This window comes from Owenweeksia hongkongensis DSM 17368, from assembly GCF_000236705.1.
Classification (GTDB): domain Bacteria; phylum Bacteroidota; class Bacteroidia; order Flavobacteriales; family Schleiferiaceae; genus Owenweeksia; species Owenweeksia hongkongensis.
In genome coordinates, this window is record NC_016599.1 from 2,597,926 (window position 1) to 2,619,372 (window position 21,447).

At 41.0% G+C, this 21,447-nt stretch carries 17 protein-coding genes and 1 tRNA gene; 9 read left to right on the forward strand and 9 right to left on the reverse strand.

Going from position 1 to position 21,447, the window contains the following annotated elements:
• Nucleotides 1-57 precede the first annotated feature (57 nt).
• From OWEHO_RS17940 to OWEHO_RS11485, 4 genes are all read right to left on the reverse strand, one after another.
• Nucleotides 58-1,320 (reverse strand): alkaline phosphatase family protein, encoded by a 1,263-nt coding sequence (locus OWEHO_RS17940; protein WP_014202644.1) that lies wholly within the window; start codon nucleotides 1,318-1,320, stop codon nucleotides 58-60.
• Between the two features lie 11 nt (nucleotides 1,321-1,331).
• A complete protein-coding gene (locus OWEHO_RS11475) occupies nucleotides 1,332-4,220 on the reverse strand; it encodes a TonB-dependent receptor (protein ID WP_169312786.1) in 2,889 nt (962 codons plus the stop codon).
• A gap of 305 nt (nucleotides 4,221-4,525) precedes the next feature.
• Nucleotides 4,526-5,035 (reverse strand): DUF2911 domain-containing protein, encoded by a 510-nt coding sequence (locus OWEHO_RS11480; protein ID WP_014202646.1) that lies wholly within the window; start codon nucleotides 5,033-5,035, stop codon nucleotides 4,526-4,528.
• Nucleotides 5,036-5,125: 90 nt separating this feature from the next.
• On the reverse strand, nucleotides 5,126-5,566 hold the full coding sequence (locus tag OWEHO_RS11485; RefSeq protein ID WP_014202647.1) for a DinB family protein: 441 nt from the start codon (nucleotides 5,564-5,566) through the stop codon (nucleotides 5,126-5,128).
• 99 nt (nucleotides 5,567-5,665) lie between these two features.
• Here OWEHO_RS11485 and OWEHO_RS11490 point away from each other — a divergent pair, with 99 nt between their 5' ends.
• The 8 genes from OWEHO_RS11490 to OWEHO_RS11525 all read left to right on the forward strand — a co-directional run bounded on the left by OWEHO_RS11490 (nucleotide 5,666) and on the right by OWEHO_RS11525 (nucleotide 16,820).
• Nucleotides 5,666-6,475 (forward strand): M48 family metalloprotease, encoded by an 810-nt coding sequence (locus OWEHO_RS11490; protein WP_041628216.1) that lies wholly within the window; start codon nucleotides 5,666-5,668, stop codon nucleotides 6,473-6,475.
• Nucleotides 6,476-6,635: 160 nt separating this feature from the next.
• The gene (locus OWEHO_RS11495; RefSeq protein WP_014202649.1) at nucleotides 6,636-8,606 is read left to right on the forward strand and encodes a cytochrome c/FTR1 family iron permease; all 1,971 of its coding nucleotides are present in this window, start codon (nucleotides 6,636-6,638) and stop codon (nucleotides 8,604-8,606) included.
• A 117-nt stretch (nucleotides 8,607-8,723) separates the two neighbouring features.
• Nucleotides 8,724-10,727: a mucoidy inhibitor MuiA family protein gene (locus OWEHO_RS11500; RefSeq protein ID WP_014202650.1), complete on the forward strand. Its 2,004-nt coding sequence runs from the start codon at nucleotides 8,724-8,726 to the stop codon at nucleotides 10,725-10,727.
• A 131-nt stretch (nucleotides 10,728-10,858) separates the two neighbouring features.
• On the forward strand, nucleotides 10,859-11,152 hold the full coding sequence (locus tag OWEHO_RS11505) for a hypothetical protein (protein ID WP_014202651.1): 294 nt from the start codon (nucleotides 10,859-10,861) through the stop codon (nucleotides 11,150-11,152).
• A 77-nt stretch (nucleotides 11,153-11,229) separates the two neighbouring features.
• The gene (gene amaB, locus OWEHO_RS11510) at nucleotides 11,230-12,768 is read left to right on the forward strand and encodes an L-piperidine-6-carboxylate dehydrogenase (RefSeq protein ID WP_014202652.1); all 1,539 of its coding nucleotides are present in this window, start codon (nucleotides 11,230-11,232) and stop codon (nucleotides 12,766-12,768) included.
• Nucleotides 12,769-12,862: 94 nt separating this feature from the next.
• On the forward strand, nucleotides 12,863-14,482 hold the full coding sequence (locus OWEHO_RS11515) for an ArnT family glycosyltransferase (protein ID WP_143764586.1): 1,620 nt from the start codon (nucleotides 12,863-12,865) through the stop codon (nucleotides 14,480-14,482).
• A gap of 76 nt (nucleotides 14,483-14,558) precedes the next feature.
• Nucleotides 14,559-15,302 (forward strand): VIT1/CCC1 transporter family protein, encoded by a 744-nt coding sequence (locus OWEHO_RS11520; protein ID WP_014202654.1) that lies wholly within the window; start codon nucleotides 14,559-14,561, stop codon nucleotides 15,300-15,302.
• A gap of 48 nt (nucleotides 15,303-15,350) precedes the next feature.
• Nucleotides 15,351-16,820 carry an SDR family oxidoreductase gene (locus tag OWEHO_RS11525; protein ID WP_014202655.1) on the forward strand — a complete coding sequence of 490 codons (1,470 nt, stop codon included), beginning with the start codon at nucleotides 15,351-15,353 and terminating at the stop codon, nucleotides 16,818-16,820.
• Here the strand turns inward: OWEHO_RS11525 and OWEHO_RS11530 are convergent.
• The 3 genes from OWEHO_RS11530 to OWEHO_RS11540 all read right to left on the reverse strand — a co-directional run bounded on the left by OWEHO_RS11530 (nucleotide 16,798) and on the right by OWEHO_RS11540 (nucleotide 18,524).
• The gene (locus tag OWEHO_RS11530) at nucleotides 16,798-17,397 is read right to left on the reverse strand and encodes a DNA-3-methyladenine glycosylase (protein WP_014202656.1); all 600 of its coding nucleotides are present in this window, start codon (nucleotides 17,395-17,397) and stop codon (nucleotides 16,798-16,800) included. The genes OWEHO_RS11525 and OWEHO_RS11530 overlap by 23 nt on opposite strands.
• Before the next feature lie 2 nt (nucleotides 17,398-17,399).
• On the reverse strand, nucleotides 17,400-18,221 hold the full coding sequence (locus OWEHO_RS11535) for an aldo/keto reductase (protein WP_014202657.1): 822 nt from the start codon (nucleotides 18,219-18,221) through the stop codon (nucleotides 17,400-17,402).
• Nucleotides 18,222-18,453: 232 nt separating this feature from the next.
• Nucleotides 18,454-18,524, reverse strand: a tRNA-Cys gene (locus OWEHO_RS11540).
• Nucleotides 18,525-18,625: 101 nt separating this feature from the next.
• Here OWEHO_RS11540 and OWEHO_RS17945 point away from each other — a divergent pair.
• Entirely contained in the window at nucleotides 18,626-19,555 is a 930-nt protein-coding gene (locus OWEHO_RS17945) for a hypothetical protein (RefSeq protein ID WP_014202658.1), read from the forward strand.
• Here the strand turns inward: OWEHO_RS17945 and folB are convergent.
• Together folB and gltX are read right to left on the reverse strand one after the other, a co-directional pair.
• Nucleotides 19,542-19,898, reverse strand: coding sequence for a dihydroneopterin aldolase (gene folB / locus OWEHO_RS11550; RefSeq protein ID WP_014202659.1), 357 nt, complete (start codon nucleotides 19,896-19,898; stop codon nucleotides 19,542-19,544). The two genes, OWEHO_RS17945 and folB, sit on opposite strands and share 14 nt — an antisense overlap.
• Nucleotides 19,898-21,430 (reverse strand): glutamate--tRNA ligase, encoded by a 1,533-nt coding sequence (gene gltX, locus OWEHO_RS11555; protein WP_014202660.1) that lies wholly within the window; start codon nucleotides 21,428-21,430, stop codon nucleotides 19,898-19,900. The genes folB and gltX overlap by 1 nt, the downstream gene beginning before the upstream one ends.
• Nucleotides 21,431-21,447 lie beyond the last annotated feature (17 nt).

Below are 21,447 nucleotides of genomic sequence, written 5' to 3' on the forward strand. Positions count from 1 at the left end.
GTTTGTTTACGATTATTAGATAATTAATAAAGGCCCGCTGCAACGGGCCTTTTTAGTTTATTCAATTATTACTTTTTGAGTTATTACCGCTTCCGTTGAAGAAAGCCTGATGATGTAAATTCCTTTAGCAAAATTGCTCACATCGATTGTGGTTTTACCCTCATTTATGTTCATCTCTACTGCAGCAGCTCCGGTAAGTGATAGCATCAAAAGCTGCACTTGTTCTGTACTTGTAGATTCTATAGTAAGTTCATTTTGGGCAGGGTTTGGATAAAACTTCACATTAGTTGCCAAGATTCTTTCATCAAATCCAACGGTGTTTGTATCAATGATGCTCAATGAATCGGGAATCCATGATTTCCCGTCCAATCCCCAGTTAGTGTGGTTTTTAGGAGCATCAAAAGGTAGAATCCAATCTATTGCTGTAACTGCGATGTCGGTTAAAACAGGAGTGGTTTCAAGCAAGGTAGGATTAACTGGATTGGTGGGCATTTGATAAGAGCCAGGGTCAGCGCCTGTAACAGTCATTTTTGGTAAACTTTCAGCAGCAGCAAACCACCAGATATGGCGTTCAGTGTTTGAGTTTCCACCATGTCCATAGCCATTACCACCATGATCTGTAGTGCACAATACCAGCCAATCTTCATCAGCAAAGGTTGGTCGCTTCATCAAAGCTTTCATTACTTCACCTATTTCGGTATCTACTGTTTGAATAGCATTCATGTAAGTAGGGCTATTTAAATCAAAACCGGTTCCATGACCTGCAGCATCGCATTCATCGTAGTGTATAAATAAGATATCCAAATCTGGATCTTGGAGTTGAATTTTAGCCGCAGATGTAACCAATCCTTGGCCATATGTACCTGCATCAATCGCTTGATCCCAGCTGGAATTAAAAACGTAACCCCCTGTACCATTGCTGGCGTCATCCATGGGATTCCAAGTAATGATTTGTACCGCTTTAAGGTTAGGGTCAACTTCTTTAGCACGCGTAGGGAAATATGGGTAATTGCCATAATCTGCGCCACCATAGCTATTGTTTGTAACACCGTGTTTTGGTTCCCATACACCGGTAAGCATAGAGCTCCAGCTTGGTCCTGATGATGTAATCCCCAAATGCCAGCTATCAAAAGTGCTGATACCGGCATTCATAAGTGAGTCCATGTTTGGGGTGTTGGCCGCATTAAGTGCATCACTGCGCACGCCATCAATACCAATGAAAAGAACTTTTCTTTCCTTAAAGGTCTTTTGTGCATAACCTGCAGTTCCCATTAACACTCCTAAAGTGAGTGCTGCAAAAAATTGTACTCTTTTTTTCATTGTGATAATTGTTAAAAGATTTGATATTTCATTCCTACTAAAGCTCTAATTGAATAATACTCAGTCTTAACTGGGCGTTCGCGCTGCCCTCGGTATATTACATAGGGTGTGTTAAGGAGGTTATTTGCCTCCGCATACACACTTAGTTTTTTAGTTAAATTATAATGAATAGAAGCATCTAGCGTAAGACTTTTGCCCATGTAGGTATCGTAGTCATTGTTGGTTCTAAGGTTTACCATTTCACCGGTTTCGGGATCAGGAGCAGCATAAAAACTAAACTCCATTAAATATGGTGAGCGATAGTTGAGCGCCAGATTTGCACTAAACTTTTTGCCTTCGTAAAACAGTCTCGAATTAAATACATCCCTTGCCTGTCTTGGTAAATCCTGTAAGGTTGGACGTGCTTCCATTTTCATGCTAGAAGATGTGAAGGAGTAATTCAATTGAGCACCCAGGTTTTTCCATATTCCGGGGAGGAATGAGAACTTTTTATTTATCACAAACTCCAAACCTCCTACATGAGCATAAGGCGCGTTTTCAAAACGTTTGGCATTTACATTAAGGTTTACTGTGTTTGCCGAACCTTCATTTTCCAGTTCAGTAGCCTGATAAGCCGTATAAATATGGTCGGTAACATACTTGTAAAAAGCAGTTACTGTAATCATCCCATCCAGCCCAAAGAAGTATTGGTAAGACAAGTCTGTATTCCAGGCGTAAGTGGGCTTCAAATCGGGGTTACCATAAATTACATGAAAATGTGTATAGTGAATTTCAGGTTCACCAGGCTTCATTTCATTAAAATTTGGCCTTCTGAAAGAACGTGTAATGGAAGCTCGGATGTTTTGTTTTTCGTTTAAAGAAAATTTCAGGCTCATCATTGGAAGTACGGACAGATAGTTCTTTTGCAGTTCCTTTTGCGAAAGATTACGCGTAAAGTTGATGGTGTCTTCTTCTACTGCGTCCGCAATAATTTCTACATCCGTTTGCTCTAATCTTACGCCAACATTCATGGAGAATCGTGGGGTAGGTTTAAAGTCAGCCATGACGTATCCACTCGTTACATTTTCGGTATAGGTAAATGAAGAACCAACAAACTCTCGATAGTACTCTATATCAGGACCAAATGGTAAATAGAGCAAACGATCTTCGTTGTTCTCCAGAAAATTATTCAGTTCATTTTCTGCGAGAAAAGGATACACATCATCTACATAATTGCCATCTAATTCACTCAGGTACTGGTCTTTCCTTGGTATTTCTCTGGTTTCAAACTCACCTAAAACTATTGGGTCGCGGTATTCGGGGTTTCTTACCCATTTTTCAAAACCTATACTTCTGCTTCCTACTTTGTTTCTAAACTTAAAGCCAGCGTGGAGTTTTAGTTTCTTGCTTAAATCATAAGTTCCATTAAGGGAAAGTACCAAAGGGTCTCGCTCCGTGTGCTCCATGGTTTCAGTATAGGCTCTGGTAAACTGAAACATAGTATCTGTGGGCTTATTGGCAACCAGGTTCACATACTCTGGCTGAATATTGTCATATGAATCACCGTAATCATCAAATGGACTATCAATATCCAACAGGCGCATACGGGAGGTAGAATTTCTTTCATCAGTCCTATTTCCATCAGCGTCAAGGTATAGGTAGTCAGTGAAGTATACTTGTTTTTCGAACTCTACTACATAATAGCCATTTCTATTATCTCCATCTTCAAAAGGAACATTTCCAAATCCAAAATGGGCATCATATTGGGCTGCTTTCCAGTTTACACTAAAGCGATCGTTTAAATGGTGATTACCTCCTACTTCACCACCCATAACGCGGTTTTGCATAATGTTATGGATATTTTGAACACGAATAGACTGACCAACTCCTGCCACCCAGTTGTACATGGTTTTCAGGTTATACTCATCATCCTTAAGCAAGCCACCAAAACCTAATACATAAAATTCATTTTTAGCATTGGGTCTATAGTCGAACCGTACGTTGGCGCCATAAGAGGTGCGGGTGCCATTATAATCTCGGAGTTCTAGTCGTTCAATGGATTGATCTTCGTTATTACCATAAAACAATTCATAATTGTCGGTAGCCCAGTTTCTGTTATACACAGATCCTCCTACCTGATAGCCCCATTTTTTATTTTCTGTTCTGTCGCTAAAATTTAAGGAAGCATTCCAAAGAGGTTTGTCCGCTTTAAAGTTGTGACCGTAACCCACCTGAAAATCCATTGACTTTTCTTCAGGTATATATTTTGTAATAAAGTTGGCGCTACCACCAATGGCATCGCCTTCAATATTTGGAGTAAGGTTTTGATTGTATTCGATATATTCGATCAAACTAGTGGGTAGAATATCAAAATTCATGGTTCTACCCTCCATTTCTTCGGAAGCTACAGGCAATCGATCTCCATTTACTAGAGCGGAGCTCCAATCAGTAGGTGTTCCTCTAAAGGAAATATATTTTCCTTCTCCCTGATCGCTTTCCATAACCACCCCAGGCATGCGCTGCAGCGCTTCTGCCGCATTACGGTCTGGTAACTTTTCTATCCCTTCTTTAGAAACAACACTAAGAATGCGGGGTGAAAGTTTCACCATTTGTAGTGCCTTTCGCTCACCTTCATCCAAGGCCCCTGTTATCTCTACTTCCTCAAGAGTTGCTCCTTCCGTAAGTTTTAAATCACCTAAGTTTATTTTCTGACCATTTGTACCATTAAATGATACTACCTTATTTTCAAATCCAATGAAAGAGATTTCAATACTTTGCTCACCTGCAGGGATGTTGGTAAGTTTAAATGCGCCATTGAAATCTGTGGCAACTCCAAGGTTAGAACCAACAAGTAGAACAGCAGCTCCTGGCAATGGTCCATCATTCCCAACTGCTCTACCTTTTACCTCTACTTGAGCCATAATACTGCTAGAAAGAAAGCAGATTAAAATCAAGTTAATTAACGTATTACCCCTCATTCCTGATTGTTGTTATTTGTGAACAGTGCAAAAATGAGTCAACAAAGTTTACTAATAAGAAACTGTAGGTTAAGGAACTGTTAAGAAGGTAAAGTGTTGATTTTTAGTGCTTATAAGGGCTTTGTGTTATAATGAAGTAAACTTTTGAAAAGGATACAAATAGTAAACATTGGAGCTTTTAAAAAATAGCTCTGACAAAAAAAGCCCGAACAGAAATGTTCGGGCTTTAAATATTATTGCGAGAAAAATTATTTGACTGCCATTGGAACACGGGTTTCTGCCCAGTCTAGATAGATAGTGTTTTTCTTTGCACTGAAAGTCATGGCTTCCGTCATGTCATGCGATACAGGTTTTACAGTAAAACGCACAGCGTCTTTCTCCTCATCATATTTATAAGCGCCCCATTGCTTGGCTTCCGTGTTTAAAATTACAGTCCATTCATCTTTACCTGGGATTGTAAGTAGGGCATAAGTGCCAGCTGCCAATTTTTGCCCCCCAATGGTTATATCCTTGTCTGTGGTGAAGGTAGTTGCTTCATTTGCTCCCGTACGCCATACTTTACCGTAAGGAACTAATTCTCCAAATATTTCACGTCCCTTTACGGAAGGCTGGCTGTAGTTAATTGTAATTGACGCATCGCCAATTTTATGCTCCATTGTTGCAGGTGGGCTTTGTCTTTTTTGTTTGTCGCCATGTTGTGCATTGCTGTTAAAAGTAAATGCGGCTAAAATGCTAAGTGCCAAAAGTTTTAGTTTCATAATAAAGAAATTTTTAAAGGGTGATATTGAATTAAGACGGTGAAAATAAGGTTTTTAAAAGAACAATTACAGCAGGTGAGTTCGGATTGTTCACTTGCGTAGATAGAAAATATAATCACTTTGTGGAGGTAAAATACTATGCTGGCGCATAAGTAGAGCAACTTGAGCTCGGTGGTGGGTACTGTGATGGAGAATATGCGTGATCAGATCTTCGAGGGAATTTTGGAAAGGGATACCTCGCGTATTTTTATAAGTGAAGGTTGTTCCTAGTGAAATAGATTTCACCAAATCCGTGGTTTCATTATACAGTTCAATATTTACACCTTCCCATGTCTCAGGGTCTATAGATTCCCAAACAGAGGGTAAACTACCGCGACCGTTTATTCTTCCCAACCATATTTGGTGAGCAGAGAGTAGGTGCGAAAGCTGCTTTTGGACTTCGGTGGGAATAGATTCATTTAATGTTAATCTAGTGATGAAAAGGTCATTTGCCCAAAAGTTATATTCCAGTAATTTTAGCAAGTGTTCCATTGATAAAGGGGATAATTTGTAAGCTCAAGGTACACACAAAGCAGATATTACGAACTTTGCATAAGCAAAATGCGTTGCTACAAAGACAATTACAGAATTATGATGAAAAGTTTAAAATTAGGTTTTATGGCCATTGCAATGAGCATAGGCATTGCTGGTTGTGATAAAAATGACAACACGGTTTTATTATTTAGTGTAAACGATGACATAGCCTTGGGTAAGCAGGTGAGAGATGAAATTGCGAGTGACCCAACTTATAAATTGTTGCCAAGGACCGGAAACGAGGCAGCTTACAGTTATTTGGATGCCATGGTAAATGAAATTTTGAATAGTGGTGAGGTGGCATATCGCGATGAGTTTGAGTGGGATGTAACTATTGTTGAAGATGATGCGGTGCTTAATGCTTTTGCAACGCCAGGGGGTTACATTTATGTGTATACCGGATTGATAAAGTATCTTCAAGAGGCTGATGCCTTGGCCGGAGTTTTAGGTCATGAGGTAGCTCATTCAGATTTGAGACACACCAGTAGAAACCTTCAAAAGCAATACGGAGTATCTGTATTGTTGAGCATATTGTTGGGAGAAAATAGCAGTCAGCTAGAGCAAATTGCCGGACAACTAGCAGGTAATTTGGCAGGACTTCAGTTTAGCCGTGCGTATGAAACCGAGTCGGATGAGCGTTCTGTTGAATATTTGGCACAAACCGAGTACGCATGTGATGGAGCTAAGATTTTCTTTCAGGAATTGGAAAATAGTGGGCAGGGAGGAACTACACCTGAGTTTTTGAGCACGCATCCAAACCCGGTTAATAGGATAGAGAACATTGAAGAAAAGGCAGATGAACTAGGTTGCGATACTAGCTTATCAATGGATAGTGGGTATGTGGCGTTTCAGAATGCCTTACCATAACGGTTTATTAATATAGATTTAATGAAAACCCATTGTGTAGTGCAATGGGTTTTTTTAGTATTTGATGGTCCCGATAGCTAATATTTATGGATAGATATGCCCAGTTGGAGTGGGTATATTATATTTGCGTTTTATTTTTAACTGGTCTAAATAAATCACCTTGAAGTATTTAAGTATTTGGCGCTTGTATTTGGCAGCTATCGTAATGATGGCAGGGTTTGGAAAAGCATCGGCACAGGGAGAAGACGCTCGTATGATGGTTCACTTGCTGGATTACATAGCTGTGGACTACGGTATGGCCGTGCAAAATGGTAAAGTAATCAGCCAGGCGGAGTATACCGAAATGCAAGAGTTTGCCGCCACGGTAAATGACCTTGGAAAAAAAGCTCCAGCCGAGTTGCAATCTGACATTATGCTGATCAAAAGGTTGGTGGATGAAAAGGCCAGTCAGGAAAAAATAAACAGTGTTGCTTCTAACTTGAAGCAAGAAGTTATCAGTCTTTACAATCTGGAAATTGCTCCAAAACGTTGGCCAGAGCTTAAAAGTGGAAAAGCATTATTTGCAGTGCATTGCCAAAGTTGTCACGGAGAAGATGGCCGAGGAGACGGCCCTTTATCTGCAGGTTTAGAGCCAGCCCCTACTAATTTTCATAGTCCGGATAAAGCCAATGGTTTGTCACCATTCCAAGCGTATAACACTATTCGTTTGGGTGTGGAAGGAACAGGAATGCGTGGTTTCAATGAATTGAATGATGATGAGGTTTGGGATCTGGCATTTTATGCTTTGAGCTTATCGCAAATAGGAAAAGAAACTAGTGTAGATGCTGCACAAAAAGTAGATGCTGAAATTGATTTAGAGAGATTGGCTTCTTCGAGCAATGAAGAGTTAAAACTAGATTTGGCCATAGCTCCGGAGCATCATGAAGAAGTAATTGCTGCTTTGAGACTGTACCCAAAAGAGGTAGCCGAAAAGAGTCAGGGTGATTATTTACAAAAGGCCAAAAGACTATTGAACCTATCTGTTGAAGCTTATAAAGAGGGCAGAAGAGATGAAGCTCGCAACTTGGCGCTTACAGCCTATTTGGAAGGTGTAGAACCTGTGGAAGCTCAACTAAGAGCTAATGACGCGAGTTTTTCAGTGGGGATAGAAAATCAACTGGCAAAGTTTAGAAGTGCAATTGAAAAAGATGCCGATGCTAGCGAGGTGGAAGCCATAGGTGTGGCAAGCGTAGACATGATAAACGATGCGCAGGTAATGCTTTCGGAAAAGGAGTTTTCGGCATGGTTGGCGTTTTTAATGTCTTTCTCCATCATCCTTAGAGAAGGTCTTGAGGCCTTTCTGGTAATCGTTACCATCCTTGGGATTATTCGCTCGCTAAAGCTGCCTAATGCGGCCGTATGGGTACATTCAGGTTGGGTTGCTGCCATTGTTGTTGGCTTTTTACTTTGGCTGGCAGCCGATAGACTTTTCACTTTTTCAGGTGCGCAGCGAGAGGTAATGGAAGGCGCCATCGCCATCTTTGCGGTGGGAGTGCTGCTCTATGTAGGGTTTTGGATGCACAGCAAATCAGAAGCTGGAAAATGGCAGGCTTATGTAAAGAGCAAAATTCAGGTTTTGGCCCGTAAGGAAAACATGCTTGGCCTTGCTTTTTTATCCTTCATGGTGGTGTTTAGAGAAGCTTTTGAATCGGTACTTTTCCTTTCAGCTTTAAACATGGAAGTAGGAGAAGATCATCAGTTTTCATTTGTAATGGGGATTGTAGTAGCCTTTGCCATTCTGTTGGTTATCTCAGTTCTTCTATTGCGTTATTCTAAAAAGATTCCGATCACGCAACTGTTCAAATATTCGGCTATGATTATTTCTTTCTTGGCTGTAGTCCTTATCGGGAAAGGTGTGCACTCTATTCAGGAAGCTGGAATAATAAGTATAAGCTTAATGCCAATAGACCTTCGCTGGAGCTTAATCGGATTGTATCCTACTTGGGAAACATTCCTTAGCCAGGTGTTTATTGTGGGCTTGATTATTTTCCTTTGGAACCTCGGAAACAAGGTGATGAAAAAGCCAATTTGTGAAACCGAGAAGGAAAAAATTGACGTTAAAAAGAAAAGCTTGGAAGCTGAAAAGGTATAAGTTACAAGCAACGAAATGATAAAGATTCGCATCTTTGGTAATACACCAAGGATGCGAATTTTTTGTTTTAGGCAACTAATCACAAAAGCCTACTCTAATATTCTAAAGACGTTTATCATGAAAGCTATCACCATTTTTCTTGCGGCATTAATACCTCTGTTTTCTTTTGGTAATGATGAAAAGTTGATCAAATCAAAAATCAATGAGGTTACCATTTTTACCATTGGGGCCCAGGTGAGCCGTGATGTAAAAATGACTTTGGTAAAAGGCGAAAACACTTTGGCTTTTGAAGGACTTTCGCCTGGGTTAGATGAAAAATCAATCCAGTTTTTTGCCGAAGGAGATATCAGTATTTTGTCTTTAAATTATGAAATACGCTACGATGAAGGTACCCAGGCACGCAAGCTTGAGGCTCAAACTTTGAGTTCCAAACTGAAGTCGTTGCAGGAAGATATTAGAACTCAAAATGATGTTTTGGTAATTTCTAAAAGGGAAGAGGAGGTACTTCTTTCCAACACCGATTTTGATGTATGGGAAGGAATAAACACAGTAGAGCTGAAGCAAGGACTGGATTTGGTAAGAACCCGGTTGACGGATATAAAACAGCGTCAGCGTAAAGCAAAAGAGCAAATAGATGCACTGAATATTGAGCGCCAAAAAACACTAAATAGCCTTTCGGAAATGCGAATTGAAGACGCTACTCCAAATGGTGTTTTGGTGGTAAAAGTGGATGCCGCAGCAGCGGGAAATTCAAAAGGAAACATTAGTTATGTGGTGGCCGATGCAGGCTGGGAGCCCTATTATGATTTACGTGTAGAAGATATTAGTAAGCCATTGAAAATAGAGTACAAAGCCAAAGTGTACCAAAAAACGGGTGAGGACTGGGGCGATGTGAAAATCACATTAAGCACAGGAAACCCTTATGAAAGTGGACGTTTACCGGAATTGGATCCTTGGTATTTGAACTTTGTAAACCCAGGATATTATCAGCAACAAACAAGACCTACCACACCCCAAAAAGGAGGCGTAACCGGAGAGTTTAATGGTGTGGTGCTGGATGCAAAAACCGCGGAGTCTATTCCTTTTGCCAATGTGGTATTGCTGGACAATTACAGGAGGGTGATAAGTGGAGCAACTACTGATATTGATGGGAAGTTTAAGGTAAGCGCCAACTCAGCTGTGAGCCTGATGGAGGTGAGCTATGTGGGGTATAACAAATACACAACGGGGCTAAATGACCGCAACCGTTTTCAGACTATCCGATTAAGCGAAAGCGCCAGCCAGCTGGAAGAAGTGGTGATAACCTATGAGGCACCGCTTATGGATAGAGAGTACACAAGCGAGGAGACAATAATGGAAAGACGAGAGATTTCAATGGCTCCAAATAGTGTGAATGCAAACGGTGGAACAAATATTCGTGGAGCTAGGGGGGAGGTACATTTTATTGATGGAGTAAAGGTGAGAGGCAGTGCGGATATTCCAAGTACTGCTAAGTTTCAGATCTCTCAAAACCCTGTTAACCTGAAGTTTGATGTAAAAACACCTTATGACATTCCATCGGATGGTGAGCCATACAAAGTGGCCATTACGGAATACGAGAAAGAAGCGGATTATTTGTACAAGGCTGTTCCAAAACTAAATGAGCATGCATTTCTTACGGCAAGTATTACAGATTGGGAAGAGCTTAACCTGATGAATGGTAGTGCATGTATTTATTTTGAAGGAACCTATTTGGGCGAAACCGCTCTTAATCCAAAAGAGGCTGGGGATACTCTGAGCATTTCTTTGGGTAAAGATGAAAACATAATTGTACAGCGAGAGGCGGTGGTTTCAAAAGAAGGAAGCCGAGTTTGGAGCAACAGGAAAGAAGAGAAATTCCACTATGAAATAAAAGTGCGCAACAACAAAACTGCATCGCTCAACTTAGAAATCATGGATCAATTCCCAATTTCGGGTAATGATGAAATTACTGTGGAACGTGTAGAAAGTAGTGAAGGAGTTGTGGATGATAAGTCAGGCAAGATTGTTTGGAAATTTAAGCTGGAACCAAAAGAAGAAAAGAAGCTAGACCTGAAGTATAATGTGCGTTACCCGAAAGGGAGAACCGTTAATATTAGGTAGTAACAACAATTCTGAAATACGATCAGAGTGGATAGCCCATCTGGAGGGGGTGGCCGCAGGACGTGGGAGGATTGTCCTATTATCCAAATTCATGTCGTATTAATAAGTAGAAACGAAACTAACATCAGCATATGAGCTTTGGAAATAACAGGACAGTGTCTTCGCGTAAGCCCAAAAAACCCTATGCTTATCTAAAGCAGCTATATGGTGAACAGTTAGAAAAACACTTGAACACGACTAGTATTTTATCTACTGCTGATAGGAAGTTTACCGCAGCCGAATGGAAAAAATTTCGAAGAGAAGTAAGGGAAAAAGCGAAGGAAGAGGATCGTCAAAAAGTGTTAAGAATGCTTTTGTCAATGGTATTAACGATTGCCGCTCTATTTCTTATTGTGGTTTTTTTTCGCACCTGGTTTGATTTCTAGAGGCATATTTTAAGATAAATGCTTCATCATTTTATCCCCTCGCACTTTCTTTTAACTTCGCCTTAAAATTATTGAGCATGAGCGATTTTAAGATAGAAGATATATTAAATGAACTTGGTGTAAAAGCCGAGAATTCAGGAACATCAACCGGTCAGAAGAATTTTGGAAGTGGTGAAGTTATCGAATCAAAATCACCAGTAGATGGCAAGCTGATAGCTAAGGTTACTACCACTACAAAGGAAGAATATGATGAGGTAATCAAAACTTCACAAGAGGCTTTTAAAACTTGGAGAATGATGCCAGCTCCTCAACGTGGCGAAATAGTTCGTCAGTTTGGAGATAAGCTACGTGAGAAAAAAGATGCCCTTGGAAAACTTGTTTCCTATGAAATGGGAAAATCCCTGCAAGAAGGCTGGGGAGAAGTTCAGGAGATGATCGATATCTGTGACTTTGCAGTAGGGCTTAGCCGCCAACTTTATGGGCTTACCATGCACTCGGAGCGTCCTAAGCACAGAATGTACGAGCAATGGCACCCAATGGGAACAGTAGGAATTATTTCTGCATTTAACTTCCCTGTGGCTGTTTGGAGCTGGAACACGGCACTAGCTTGGGCCTGTGGCGATGTTTGCGTTTGGAAACCATCCGAGAAAACTCCAATTACAGGTGTTGCCTGCCAAAATATAATGGCCGAGGTACTTAAAGAAAACAATCTTCCGGAAGGAATTTCCTGTCTTATAAATGGTGGTCGCGAGATTGGAGAGTACATGAGTAATGATGGAAGGATTCCTTTGGTATCAGCCACCGGTAGCACCCGTATGGGGCGCGAAGTAGGTACAGCTGTAGCTAAAAGACTAGGAAAATCTCTGTTGGAATTAGGTGGAAACAATGCCATCATCATTACCGAAAATGCTGATTTAGATGCAACTTTGGTAGGAGCCGTATTTGGGGCTGTAGGTACAGCTGGTCAGCGTTGTACTTCTACACGTAGATTAATCATCCATGAAAGCATGTACGATGAAGTAAAGACAAAACTGAAGAAAGCTTATAGCCAATTGCGCATTGGTGATCCTCTGGATATGAATAATCACGTAGGTCCACTTATTGACACCATGGCGGCTGATATGTATGAAGATGCAATCAAGAAAGCAAAGGAAGAAGGTGGAACCGTGCTTGTAGAAGGTGGTCGATTAGAAGGTGCAGGATACGAAAGTGGCTGCTATGTGAAGCCTTGCATCATTGAAGTGGAAAGCCATTACAAAATTGTTTGTACTGAGACTTTTGCTCCAATTTTGTACATCATGAAATACAAAGATTTGGATGAAGCAATTGCCATTCAAAACAATGTACCGCAAGGATTATCATCTGCAATAATGACTACCAATATGCGTGAGTCAGAAAGATTCCTTTCGGCAGAAGGTAGCGATTGCGGAATTGCAAACGTAAACATTGGTACTAGCGGTGCTGAAATTGGCGGTGCTTTTGGTGGCGAAAAAGAAACTGGCGGTGGACGCGAATCTGGCTCTGATGCCTGGAAAGCCTACATGAGGCGTCAGACAAATACAATCAACTATTCTACGGAAGTGCCACTAGCACAAGGTATCAAGTTTGATTTGTAGGATATAAATTAAATAGAGACTTTAGGAGCCTCGGCATTATGTCGGGGCTTTTTTATGAAAGCCCGTATAAAGTATAATGCAAACAATTAAGTATTTGAAAAAGAATAAACTAGGTGCATTAGCCATTATCATGGTGGTAATTGGATTGCTTATTTATAGCAAGCGCAAGCCTAGGGAATATTTCCATTTTAAGGGAGAGCTTTGGGCTGACCAGGCAGGCTATTATATGTATTTGCCGGGTGCATTTATTTATGATTTTGACGGGAGTGAAATGCCTGATACGTTACTAAAAAGTATTGGGCATGGCTTTCATGTAGACACCACCAGCGGAAAAATGATTACTAAATATGCGGTGGGAGTAGCCATGTTACAAGCTCCTTTTTTCGGCTTGGTCCATCTTCACACCAAAATTACCGGAGGACGCATAGATGGCTTTTCAGGTAATTATCACAATGTTCCCAACTGCGCGGCTTGGTTTTATGCGAGCATAGGGCTGTGGCTATTTTATTTATTTCTAATAGAGCGGGTACAGCGCAAAATAGCCTGGGTCATTATCAGTGTTATTTTCTTCGGAACAAGTACCTATTATTACGGAGTGGATAATACGGGAATGAGCCACATCTACTCGTTTTTCCTTTTTAGTGCGTTTATTTATGTTTTTAATAGAGTATGTAGAAATGGACTAAATTGGATAAACCTCGTTGCTGTTGGGGCAATTTGTGGGCTTATAGTTGCAGTAAGACCAATTAACTTACTCTTCATTCCGATGGCCGTGTTTTACCTTCTTTTCCTTTATAAAAGAGATTGGCATTGGGCAAAGAGGCAACTAAGTATATCCAAAGTAATGGTGGGAATTACCATGGCCGTATTAATGCTAGCACCACAGTTTTTGTATTGGAAATATACTTCTGGTAGCGCCATTCATTACTCTTACGGCAATGAAGGTTTTAGCAATTGGAAGAGTCCAATGCTCATCGAGTTTTGGTTTGCGCCATTGGCGGGTTTGTTTTTGTATTCACCAGCTTATTTGCTTGCTATTGTAGCAATTTTTAGAAAGATAAAACAAAGGGAAAACCAAGTATTAATAATAGGATTCTTAGGTTTTTGCTACCTAATGGCCTCCTGGCATGTTTACTTTTTTGGTTGCTCATTTGGGAGCAGAAACCTTGTAGAGTTTAGTGTATTGTTTTTTATACCTCTGGCGCTGTGGCTAAATGAATTAAAAAGGGTAAAGCTTATGAGAGGTTTACTAATTACTTCAATGATGTTTACTCTTAGTCTGGCCCATAGTTTTGGAGGTTGCTACACTTTTGGGGTTTGGAACTGGAAGGAATTTGTAGGTATGGCAACGAGAGGCGTGCATTATCAAAGCATTTCCAATAAGGAGGTTTTACCTAATCAAATGTTTTTGGGTGTTAATAGTGATGCCCACCGCTTTTTTACTATTAGTAATTATCATGCAGCCGATGTTTGCTTAAAAGTGGAGGGGTATGGCCCCAAAACGGAACTTGCATTTGAAGTTTATAAGGATAGTGTTCTTGCATTTGCCAGCTTTAATGTAGCGAAGGAAATGGAGAGAGATGGTGGAAATGAGGCAAATTATACCTTCTTGTTACCAAAAGATTATCCTAAAGATGCCAGTATCAAAGCATACCTTTTTAATGTAGGGCAAGATACTTTGAAGTTAGAGAAACTTTCTATTTGGCTTAGATGATAATGAAACAATAAAGGTGATGGATACCATTTTTTGGAATAAGCCTTTACCTTTAATTTTATAAAAAGCGCACTCTATGCCTACAATGCCTCATCATCAGGAAGATAAAATTCACGGAAGCAAACATTCACTCATAAACCGTTTCCAGGATTACCTGGGGGAGTTTGTGTATGGCGGAATAGATGGAAGTGTAACCACTTTTGCGGTGGTGGCGGGTGCCGCTGGTGCTCAATTGGATAGCAAGGTGGTTATCATTTTAGGGTTTGCCAATCTTATTGCTGATGGTTTTGCGATGTCTGTAGGTAGCTATTTATCTACCAAAAGTGAAAAGGAGAATTACAATAAACACAAGGCTGTGGAATATTGGGAAGTAGATAACCTTCCCGACAAGGAAAGAGCTGAGGTACGTGAGATATACGAGGCCAAAGGCTTTGAAGGCGAATTGCTGGAGCAAGTTGTAGATGTAATTACTGAAGACCGCCACCGCTGGGTAGATGTAATGATGAAGGAGGAGCTGGAAATGATGGAAGAAAGTAAATCTCCTCTGGCAATGGGCGGGGTTACCTTTTTAAGTTTTCAGCTTTTTGGGCTTATTCCTTTGCTGGCTTACGTTGTAGATTATTTCGGAGATGTAGACTCAGATTTATTCGTAATTTCTTCAACCCTTACCGCTCTGACTTTTGCGCTAATTGGAGGGCTCAAAGCCATAGTTACTCAGACCAAAATTTTGCGAAGTATTCTCGAAACCTTATTTCTTGGTGGAGCTGCAGCCACGCTGGCGTATTTTGTAGGAGATGTATTGGAGAAGGCTTTTGTGTAGAAATTTGACCGCGTGCCAACTATTTGGCAATATGTGGGTTATACCTGCATGAAAATACTTCTTACAGGAGCCAATGGATATATCGGAATGCGCCTGCTTCCGGTACTTGTGGAGGCTGGTCATCATGTGATATGTACGGTTCGTGATAGTAGTCGCTTTGAAATAAAAAAGTCAATTAGAGAGAAGGTTGAAGTTGTAGAAATTGACTTTTTGGAAGAGCCTGAAAAAGAAACTCTTCCAACCGACATTGATGCGGCTTACTACTTAATTCACTCAATGAGCAAGGCTGGAGATTTTGCTGAAAAGGAGGAGCGAAGTGCAAAGAATTTCCTGAAACATTTAGAGAAATCAAAGTGCAAGCAAGTAATTTATCTAAGTGGAATTGTAAATAATGAAGAGCTCTCTGCACATCTTAGCTCAAGGTTAAAAGTGGAAGAGGTATTGAAAGAATCTCAATTATCCACCACAGTTTTAAGAGCTGGAATTATCGTTGGGTCTGGCTCAGCATCCTTTGAAATCATTCGAGATTTGGTGGAGAAATTACCCGTAATGGTGGCTCCTAAATGGATAAACACCAAATGTCAGCCTATTGCTATTCGTAACGTGGTGGGTTACTTGAACGGTGTTCTTTTAAAAGAAGAATGTTACGACAAGGTATTTGATATTGGCGGGCCAGATGTACTTACGTATAGAGAAATGCTAATGGATTTTGCCAAAGTACGGGGTTTGAAACGAAGCATAATTAGTGTGCCCGTAATGACACCGAGGCTCAGCAGTTACTGGCTCTACTTTGTAACCGCTACAAGTTATAGTTTGGCAACAAATCTGGTAGACAGTATGAAGGTAGATGTGGTGGTGAAACGGGAGGGTATAAAGGAGATTATCCCAATGGAGCTACTGAGCTATAAGGAAGCTGTAGAGCTGGCTTTTACCAAAATAGAGCAGCACATGGTGGTAAGCAGTTGGAAGGATGCCATGGTGGCTGGCCGTGGCTTTATCAATAGGAGCGAGTTTGTAGAGGTGCCCAAAAATGGTGTTTTTCAAGACTGTAAATCCTTGAAAATAGAAAGGCCAGTAGAGGATGTGGCAAAGAATATTTTTGCAATAGGTGGTAGCCGTGGCTGGTATTACGGGAGCTTTCTGTGGAAAATAAGGGGCATCATGGATAAGTTTGTAGGAGGTGTTGGTTTAAGGCGCGGCAGGACAAATTCTGATAGAGTATATGTAGGCGATGCCCTTGATTTTTGGCGAGTGATAGTTGCAGATACTAAAGAGTCAAGATTATTGCTTTACGCAGAAATGAAACTTCCTGGTGAAGCTTGGTTGGAGTTCAAAATTGATAAAGAACAGTCACCACCTGTGTTATATCAAACAGCTACATTCAGACCCCATGGGCTTTTTGGACGATTGTATTGGTATGCAGTTTTACCTTTTCACTATTTTGTATTCAATGGTATGATAAGGAATTTGGCAAAGTATGAAGAGAAGGGTTCTCCTAAAGCTTACTCACCCAAATAGAATTCTTAATATAAAATCGCCACGGGCGTAAGGCATCCTCACCGGCATAATCTACTCCAATGCGTGTAGATTCAACAATTTCTGAGTGTGCAATTTTAGTTGTAGAATTTTCAATCCAAATATCGTGGCCTGTTAAATCTAGCCCATAAAAGTTACGGTCAATTCCAAGAGCTTGACTTAGGGTTCCTGGTCCGGACGACAGGGTTTTGTCCAGCTTGCTTTTATTTCGTCTCTCAAGCATTATTTCTATTCCGTCTACCGGTTGTATAGCTCGTACCAAAATAGCGTCTGCCAAGCCGTTTACATTGCTCGTAACGTTAAAGAGATTGTGAATGCCATAGCACAGGTAGACGTAAGCTTTGCCCCCCTCCTGAAACATGATCTCAGTGCGCTTGGTCCGTTTTCCATTATTAGCATGGCAGGCTTTATCATTTCGCCCACAGTAAGCTTCCGTTTCGGTAATTATACCAGAGGTAAATTGCCCATTTATGTTGGTGCAAAGCTTTTTGCCTAAAAGGTCTTTGGCCAAAAAAACCACATCATCATTTTGATAGTATGAAAGGGGAAGAGGCTGCACGGCTACTTATCCCACACAGGAGCAAAATTAGGGTCTATCAACCGCATATTTCTGCTTCGTAGCTTTTCAATTTCCGTAATTTCTTCTGGCTCAAGATGAAAATTGAACACATCAAAGTTTTGCTTAATGCGAATAAGCTGGCTGGACTTTGGAATGGCAACCACATCTTCCTGTTCTACAAGATACCTCAGAGCCACTTGGGTTGCGGTTACGTTATGTCTTCTGGCAATTTTTTGGAGAATCGGTTCATCAGCAACCTGACCTTTCGCAATAGGAGCATAAGCAGTAGCGAAACAGCCCATTTCTCGTGTCTTATTCAGCAAAGCTCTCTGATCTAGAAAAACGTGATTCTCAAACTGGTTGCAGTGAATTTTAATACCGGACCTCTCAACTTCCTCAAGTAATTCAATATTGAAATTACTCACACCAATAAGTTTGCAGTAGCCTTTTTCGCGGGCTTCTGCTAATTGCTCAAGTGATTCCTGTAAATCAATTTCCTTGTTAGGCCAATGGATTAGGAGCAGATCGATGTAATCTTGTTTTAAGCTTTTTAAGCTGTTTTCTACAGAAGGCAGAAATTTATCCTTGGACATGTTAGTATGCCAGACCTTGGTGGTGACAAACAGCCTTTCTCTTGGTATGGAAGTATTGCCAATTACCTTTCCAATTTGATCCTCATTTTCATACATCTGTGCAGTATCAAAATGACGATATCCTACGTCTAGAGCGAACTCAAGAATACCAAGGGCTTGTCTTCCGGTAAGGTTAAAAGTACCGAAGCCTAATTTGGGAATCCACTCTCCTTCTCGCTTTATATACTCCATGGCTTCTAGGGTCTAAGAATTATATATCAATATTACATAAAGGATTGGGGTAAGGAAAATGTTTGCCACATAAATTTGAGGAAACTGGCAAAGAGAATATGCTCATTGAGAAAAGCAGAAACCCTAGGCATTTGTGATAAATGATAGAAGGGAGTAGCAGCTAGACTGGATAAGAAGTATTTTAGATAGGCTGGAAACAAAAAAGGGTCTGGCGAAAGCCAAACCCTTGTTGAGGTTCCGAGCGGATTCGAACCGCTGTAGATGGTTTTGCAGACCACTGCCTAGCCACTCGGCCACGGAACCATATGCAGGGTGCAAAAATAGAAAAATATACAGGATTGAAAGAGATAATTTGAAATATGTAAATTCAATAGATTAATACCAACCTTAACCTTTTCAGTATCATGAATATCGAAGCTTTAGAAAACCTTGGGAAAATTGCTGGAATAGCGGGGATTTCCATCGGTGCACTGGTTCTTATTTTCGGTAGCGTTATCCGCAAAAATATCTTCCCGGGCCTTACCAAAGAGCAGGGCTACACGGTTATTCGGATGATGATAATCGGGGCGTGTGTGCTGGCCTTGGTAGGAATTGCTGCCTGGATTTATGTTGATGTCCAGAAGAATCAGAGAGACAAGGAGGCTATTTTGGTTTCAAAATATATTACTGGACATGTAAAAGATGCAGAGGGAAAACCTGTGGTGAGTGCCGAGGTAGAAGTAGCTCAATACCCTGAAGCTTTTGATCGAACCGATGGCTCAGGAAAATTTGCCGTGAGACTAAATGGAAAAGGAAGTAAATACCTGGATGTGGTGCTAAAGCACAAAAACTATAAGCTCATTCGCCAAAAGGTAAAAGTGAATTTTGATGAAGAAGGTGACGATATTTTAATAGACCAGATTGTGATGGAAACGGCATATCCACCGGATCCAGTAAGGGAGGATGTGGTTGACGATAATGATTACCACCAGGGTAAAAGTAATGACCCGGGATACGACAAAGATTATAGCAAGCCAGTTTCAAACAACCTGGTGAGTGCTAATCTCATTTACATGGGAGATATGTACAATTGTATTTTGGACATTACTGTAAACATTGCCGGTCAGACCATTCAACCCACAGGAAACCGGTTGTTGATGCAGAATTTGCGAACAGGGAATCAAACCTATTCTATAAACGGATTAATTGGCTGTGGAACTGAACGCTGCCAGGCAACAGGAACGGGAGAGGTTTTTATACAACAAGGAGCCAACTACTATGTAATGTGGAATTACAATACTTGCGTAGTCGGCATTTATGATGAAGTAACTTACAATGCACTTAGCGGCTTGTAGCCATCACCACACTTACACTTTCTACATCACCATTTATGGGCGGCTGTAGTTTGCTTAGTTTAATCTCTGCTTTTTGCACCAAAGGCATTTCGGCCATAAGGCCATCCAAAATGCGCTGCGCCACGTGCTCAATAAGTTTGGAGCGAACGGCCATTTCCTGCTTTACTACGCGATTGATGATAACATAATCAAGCGTATCTTTCAGTTCGTCAGTTTGTGCAGGGCGATGTAAATCGCCCCACACAGTTACATTAACTCTATAATCGGTGCCAATCTTGCCTTCTTCGTCAAGGCAGCCATGGTAGCCAAAAAGTTTTATTCCTTCTACTTCAATTCTGTCCATTAGGCAGGTAGTTTTTCCAAAGCGGTGCGCATGCGTGCCACGGTTTCTTGCTTGCCAAGAATGGCGCAAATGTCAAACATAGAAGCACCCATTCCTTGACCCGTAACGGCAAGTCTAAACCCTGGACCTACTTTACCAAATCCTGTTTCTTTTTCAGTAAGGTAATCTTTGAAGTTTTTCTCCAAAGTTTCTGAATCAAAGTACTCTAAAGCTTCAAAACGGTGAAGCAGATTTTCTACGTGCATACGAGATTCTGCGTTCCATTTTTTGGCCAAAGTCTTTTCATCGTAATTGATAGGAGGCTCAAAAAAGTACATGCCTTCATCAAGAATATCGGTAACAAAGTAAGCGCGTTCTTTCATTATAGAAGCTACTTTTCCTGCATATTCAGCATCGGTGTGAATACCTTTTGCATCAAGGTAAGGAAGAAGCAGTTCTCCTAATTCTTTGTCACTGTGCTTGCGCAAATATTGTTGGTTGAACCACTTAGTTTTTTCGTGGTCAAATTTAGCTCCAGCCTTATTTACACGCTCTAAAGTAAAGGCGTCAATTAGCTCTTGCATGGTAAATAATTCCTGCTCAGTACCTGGGTTCCATCCCAAAAAGGCCAGCATATTTATAAAGGCTTCAGAGAAATACCCTTGCTCGCGGTAACCCGAAGAAATATTATCTGTTTCAGGGTCTTTCCACTGTAGTGGGAAAACCGGGAAGCCAAGTCGATCGCCATCACGCTTGCTGAGTTTACCATTTCCATCAGGCTTAAGCAATAGCGGTAGGTGAGCAAATTGTGGGCGGGTTTCTTCCCAACCTAAATATCTGTAAAGTAAAATGTGCAACGGGGCAGAAGGCAACCACTCTTCACCACGAATTACGTGAGTGATTTCCATCAAATGGTCATCCACAATGTTTGCCAAGTGATAAGTAGGCATTCCGTCAGATTTAAAAAGCACTTTATCGTCCATGTTGTTGGTGTTTACAGAAACCCAACCACGGATGATATCTTCAAATTTCACTTCCTCATTTCGCGGAAGCTTAATACGAATTACATAAGGCTCGCCAGCATCCAATCGCTCCTGAACTTCCTGTGCAGAAAGTGTGATGGAGTTTTTCATGTGGCTGCGGGTTACGTGATTGTACTGCCAGTTTGCAGTTCCGGCTTGTTTTGCCAGTTCACGCATTTTGTCCAGATCTTCTGAAGTATCAAAAGCATAGTATGCGTGTCCGCTTTCAATTAGCTGATCTGCATACGCACGATATAAGTGTTTGCGTTCTGACTGACGATACGGTCCATAATTTCCGCCTACGCTTTGTCCTTCATCAGGTATGATTTTTGACCAAGTCAAAGCCTGGATAATGTAATCTTCGGCACCAGGAACGTATCGGGTTTGATCCGTATCCTCAATTCGAAGAATAAAATCGCCACCGTGTTTCTTGGCAAACAGGTAGTTATAAAGGGCTGTGCGCACACCACCCATGTGCAAAGGGCCAGTGGGACTGGGGGCAAAACGTACTCGTACTTTTCTTTCGCTCATTTGATCTTTTACTTTGA

Bases quoted from the DNA above. Each gene is read 5' to 3' on its own strand.
- OWEHO_RS11485 (WP_014202647.1), bottom strand. From the start codon at position 5,566: ATGGAACACTTGCTAAAATTACTGGAATATAACTTTTGGGCAAATGAC.
- OWEHO_RS11505 (WP_014202651.1), top strand. From the start codon at position 10,859: ATGAGCTTTGGAAATAACAGGACAGTGTCTTCGCGTAAGCCCAAAAAA.
- folB (WP_014202659.1), bottom strand. From the start codon at position 19,898: ATGGACAGAATTGAAGTAGAAGGAATAAAACTTTTTGGCTACCATGGC.
- amaB (WP_014202652.1), top strand. From the start codon at position 11,230: ATGAGCGATTTTAAGATAGAAGATATATTAAATGAACTTGGTGTAAAA.
- OWEHO_RS11520 (WP_014202654.1), top strand. From the start codon at position 14,559: ATGCCTACAATGCCTCATCATCAGGAAGATAAAATTCACGGAAGCAAA.
- OWEHO_RS17945 (WP_014202658.1), top strand. From the start codon at position 18,626: ATGAATATCGAAGCTTTAGAAAACCTTGGGAAAATTGCTGGAATAGCG.
- OWEHO_RS11490 (WP_041628216.1), top strand. From the start codon at position 5,666: ATGATGAAAAGTTTAAAATTAGGTTTTATGGCCATTGCAATGAGCATA.
- OWEHO_RS11535 (WP_014202657.1), bottom strand. From the start codon at position 18,221: ATGGAGTATATAAAGCGAGAAGGAGAGTGGATTCCCAAATTAGGCTTC.
- OWEHO_RS11500 (WP_014202650.1), top strand. From the start codon at position 8,724: ATGAAAGCTATCACCATTTTTCTTGCGGCATTAATACCTCTGTTTTCT.
- OWEHO_RS11525 (WP_014202655.1), top strand. From the start codon at position 15,351: ATGAAAATACTTCTTACAGGAGCCAATGGATATATCGGAATGCGCCTG.
- OWEHO_RS11480 (WP_014202646.1), bottom strand. From the start codon at position 5,035: ATGAAACTAAAACTTTTGGCACTTAGCATTTTAGCCGCATTTACTTTT.
- gltX (WP_014202660.1), bottom strand. From the start codon at position 21,430: ATGAGCGAAAGAAAAGTACGAGTACGTTTTGCCCCCAGTCCCACTGGC.
- OWEHO_RS17940 (WP_014202644.1), bottom strand. From the start codon at position 1,320: ATGAAAAAAAGAGTACAATTTTTTGCAGCACTCACTTTAGGAGTGTTA.
- OWEHO_RS11475 (WP_169312786.1), bottom strand. From the start codon at position 4,220: ATGGCTCAAGTAGAGGTAAAAGGTAGAGCAGTTGGGAATGATGGACCA.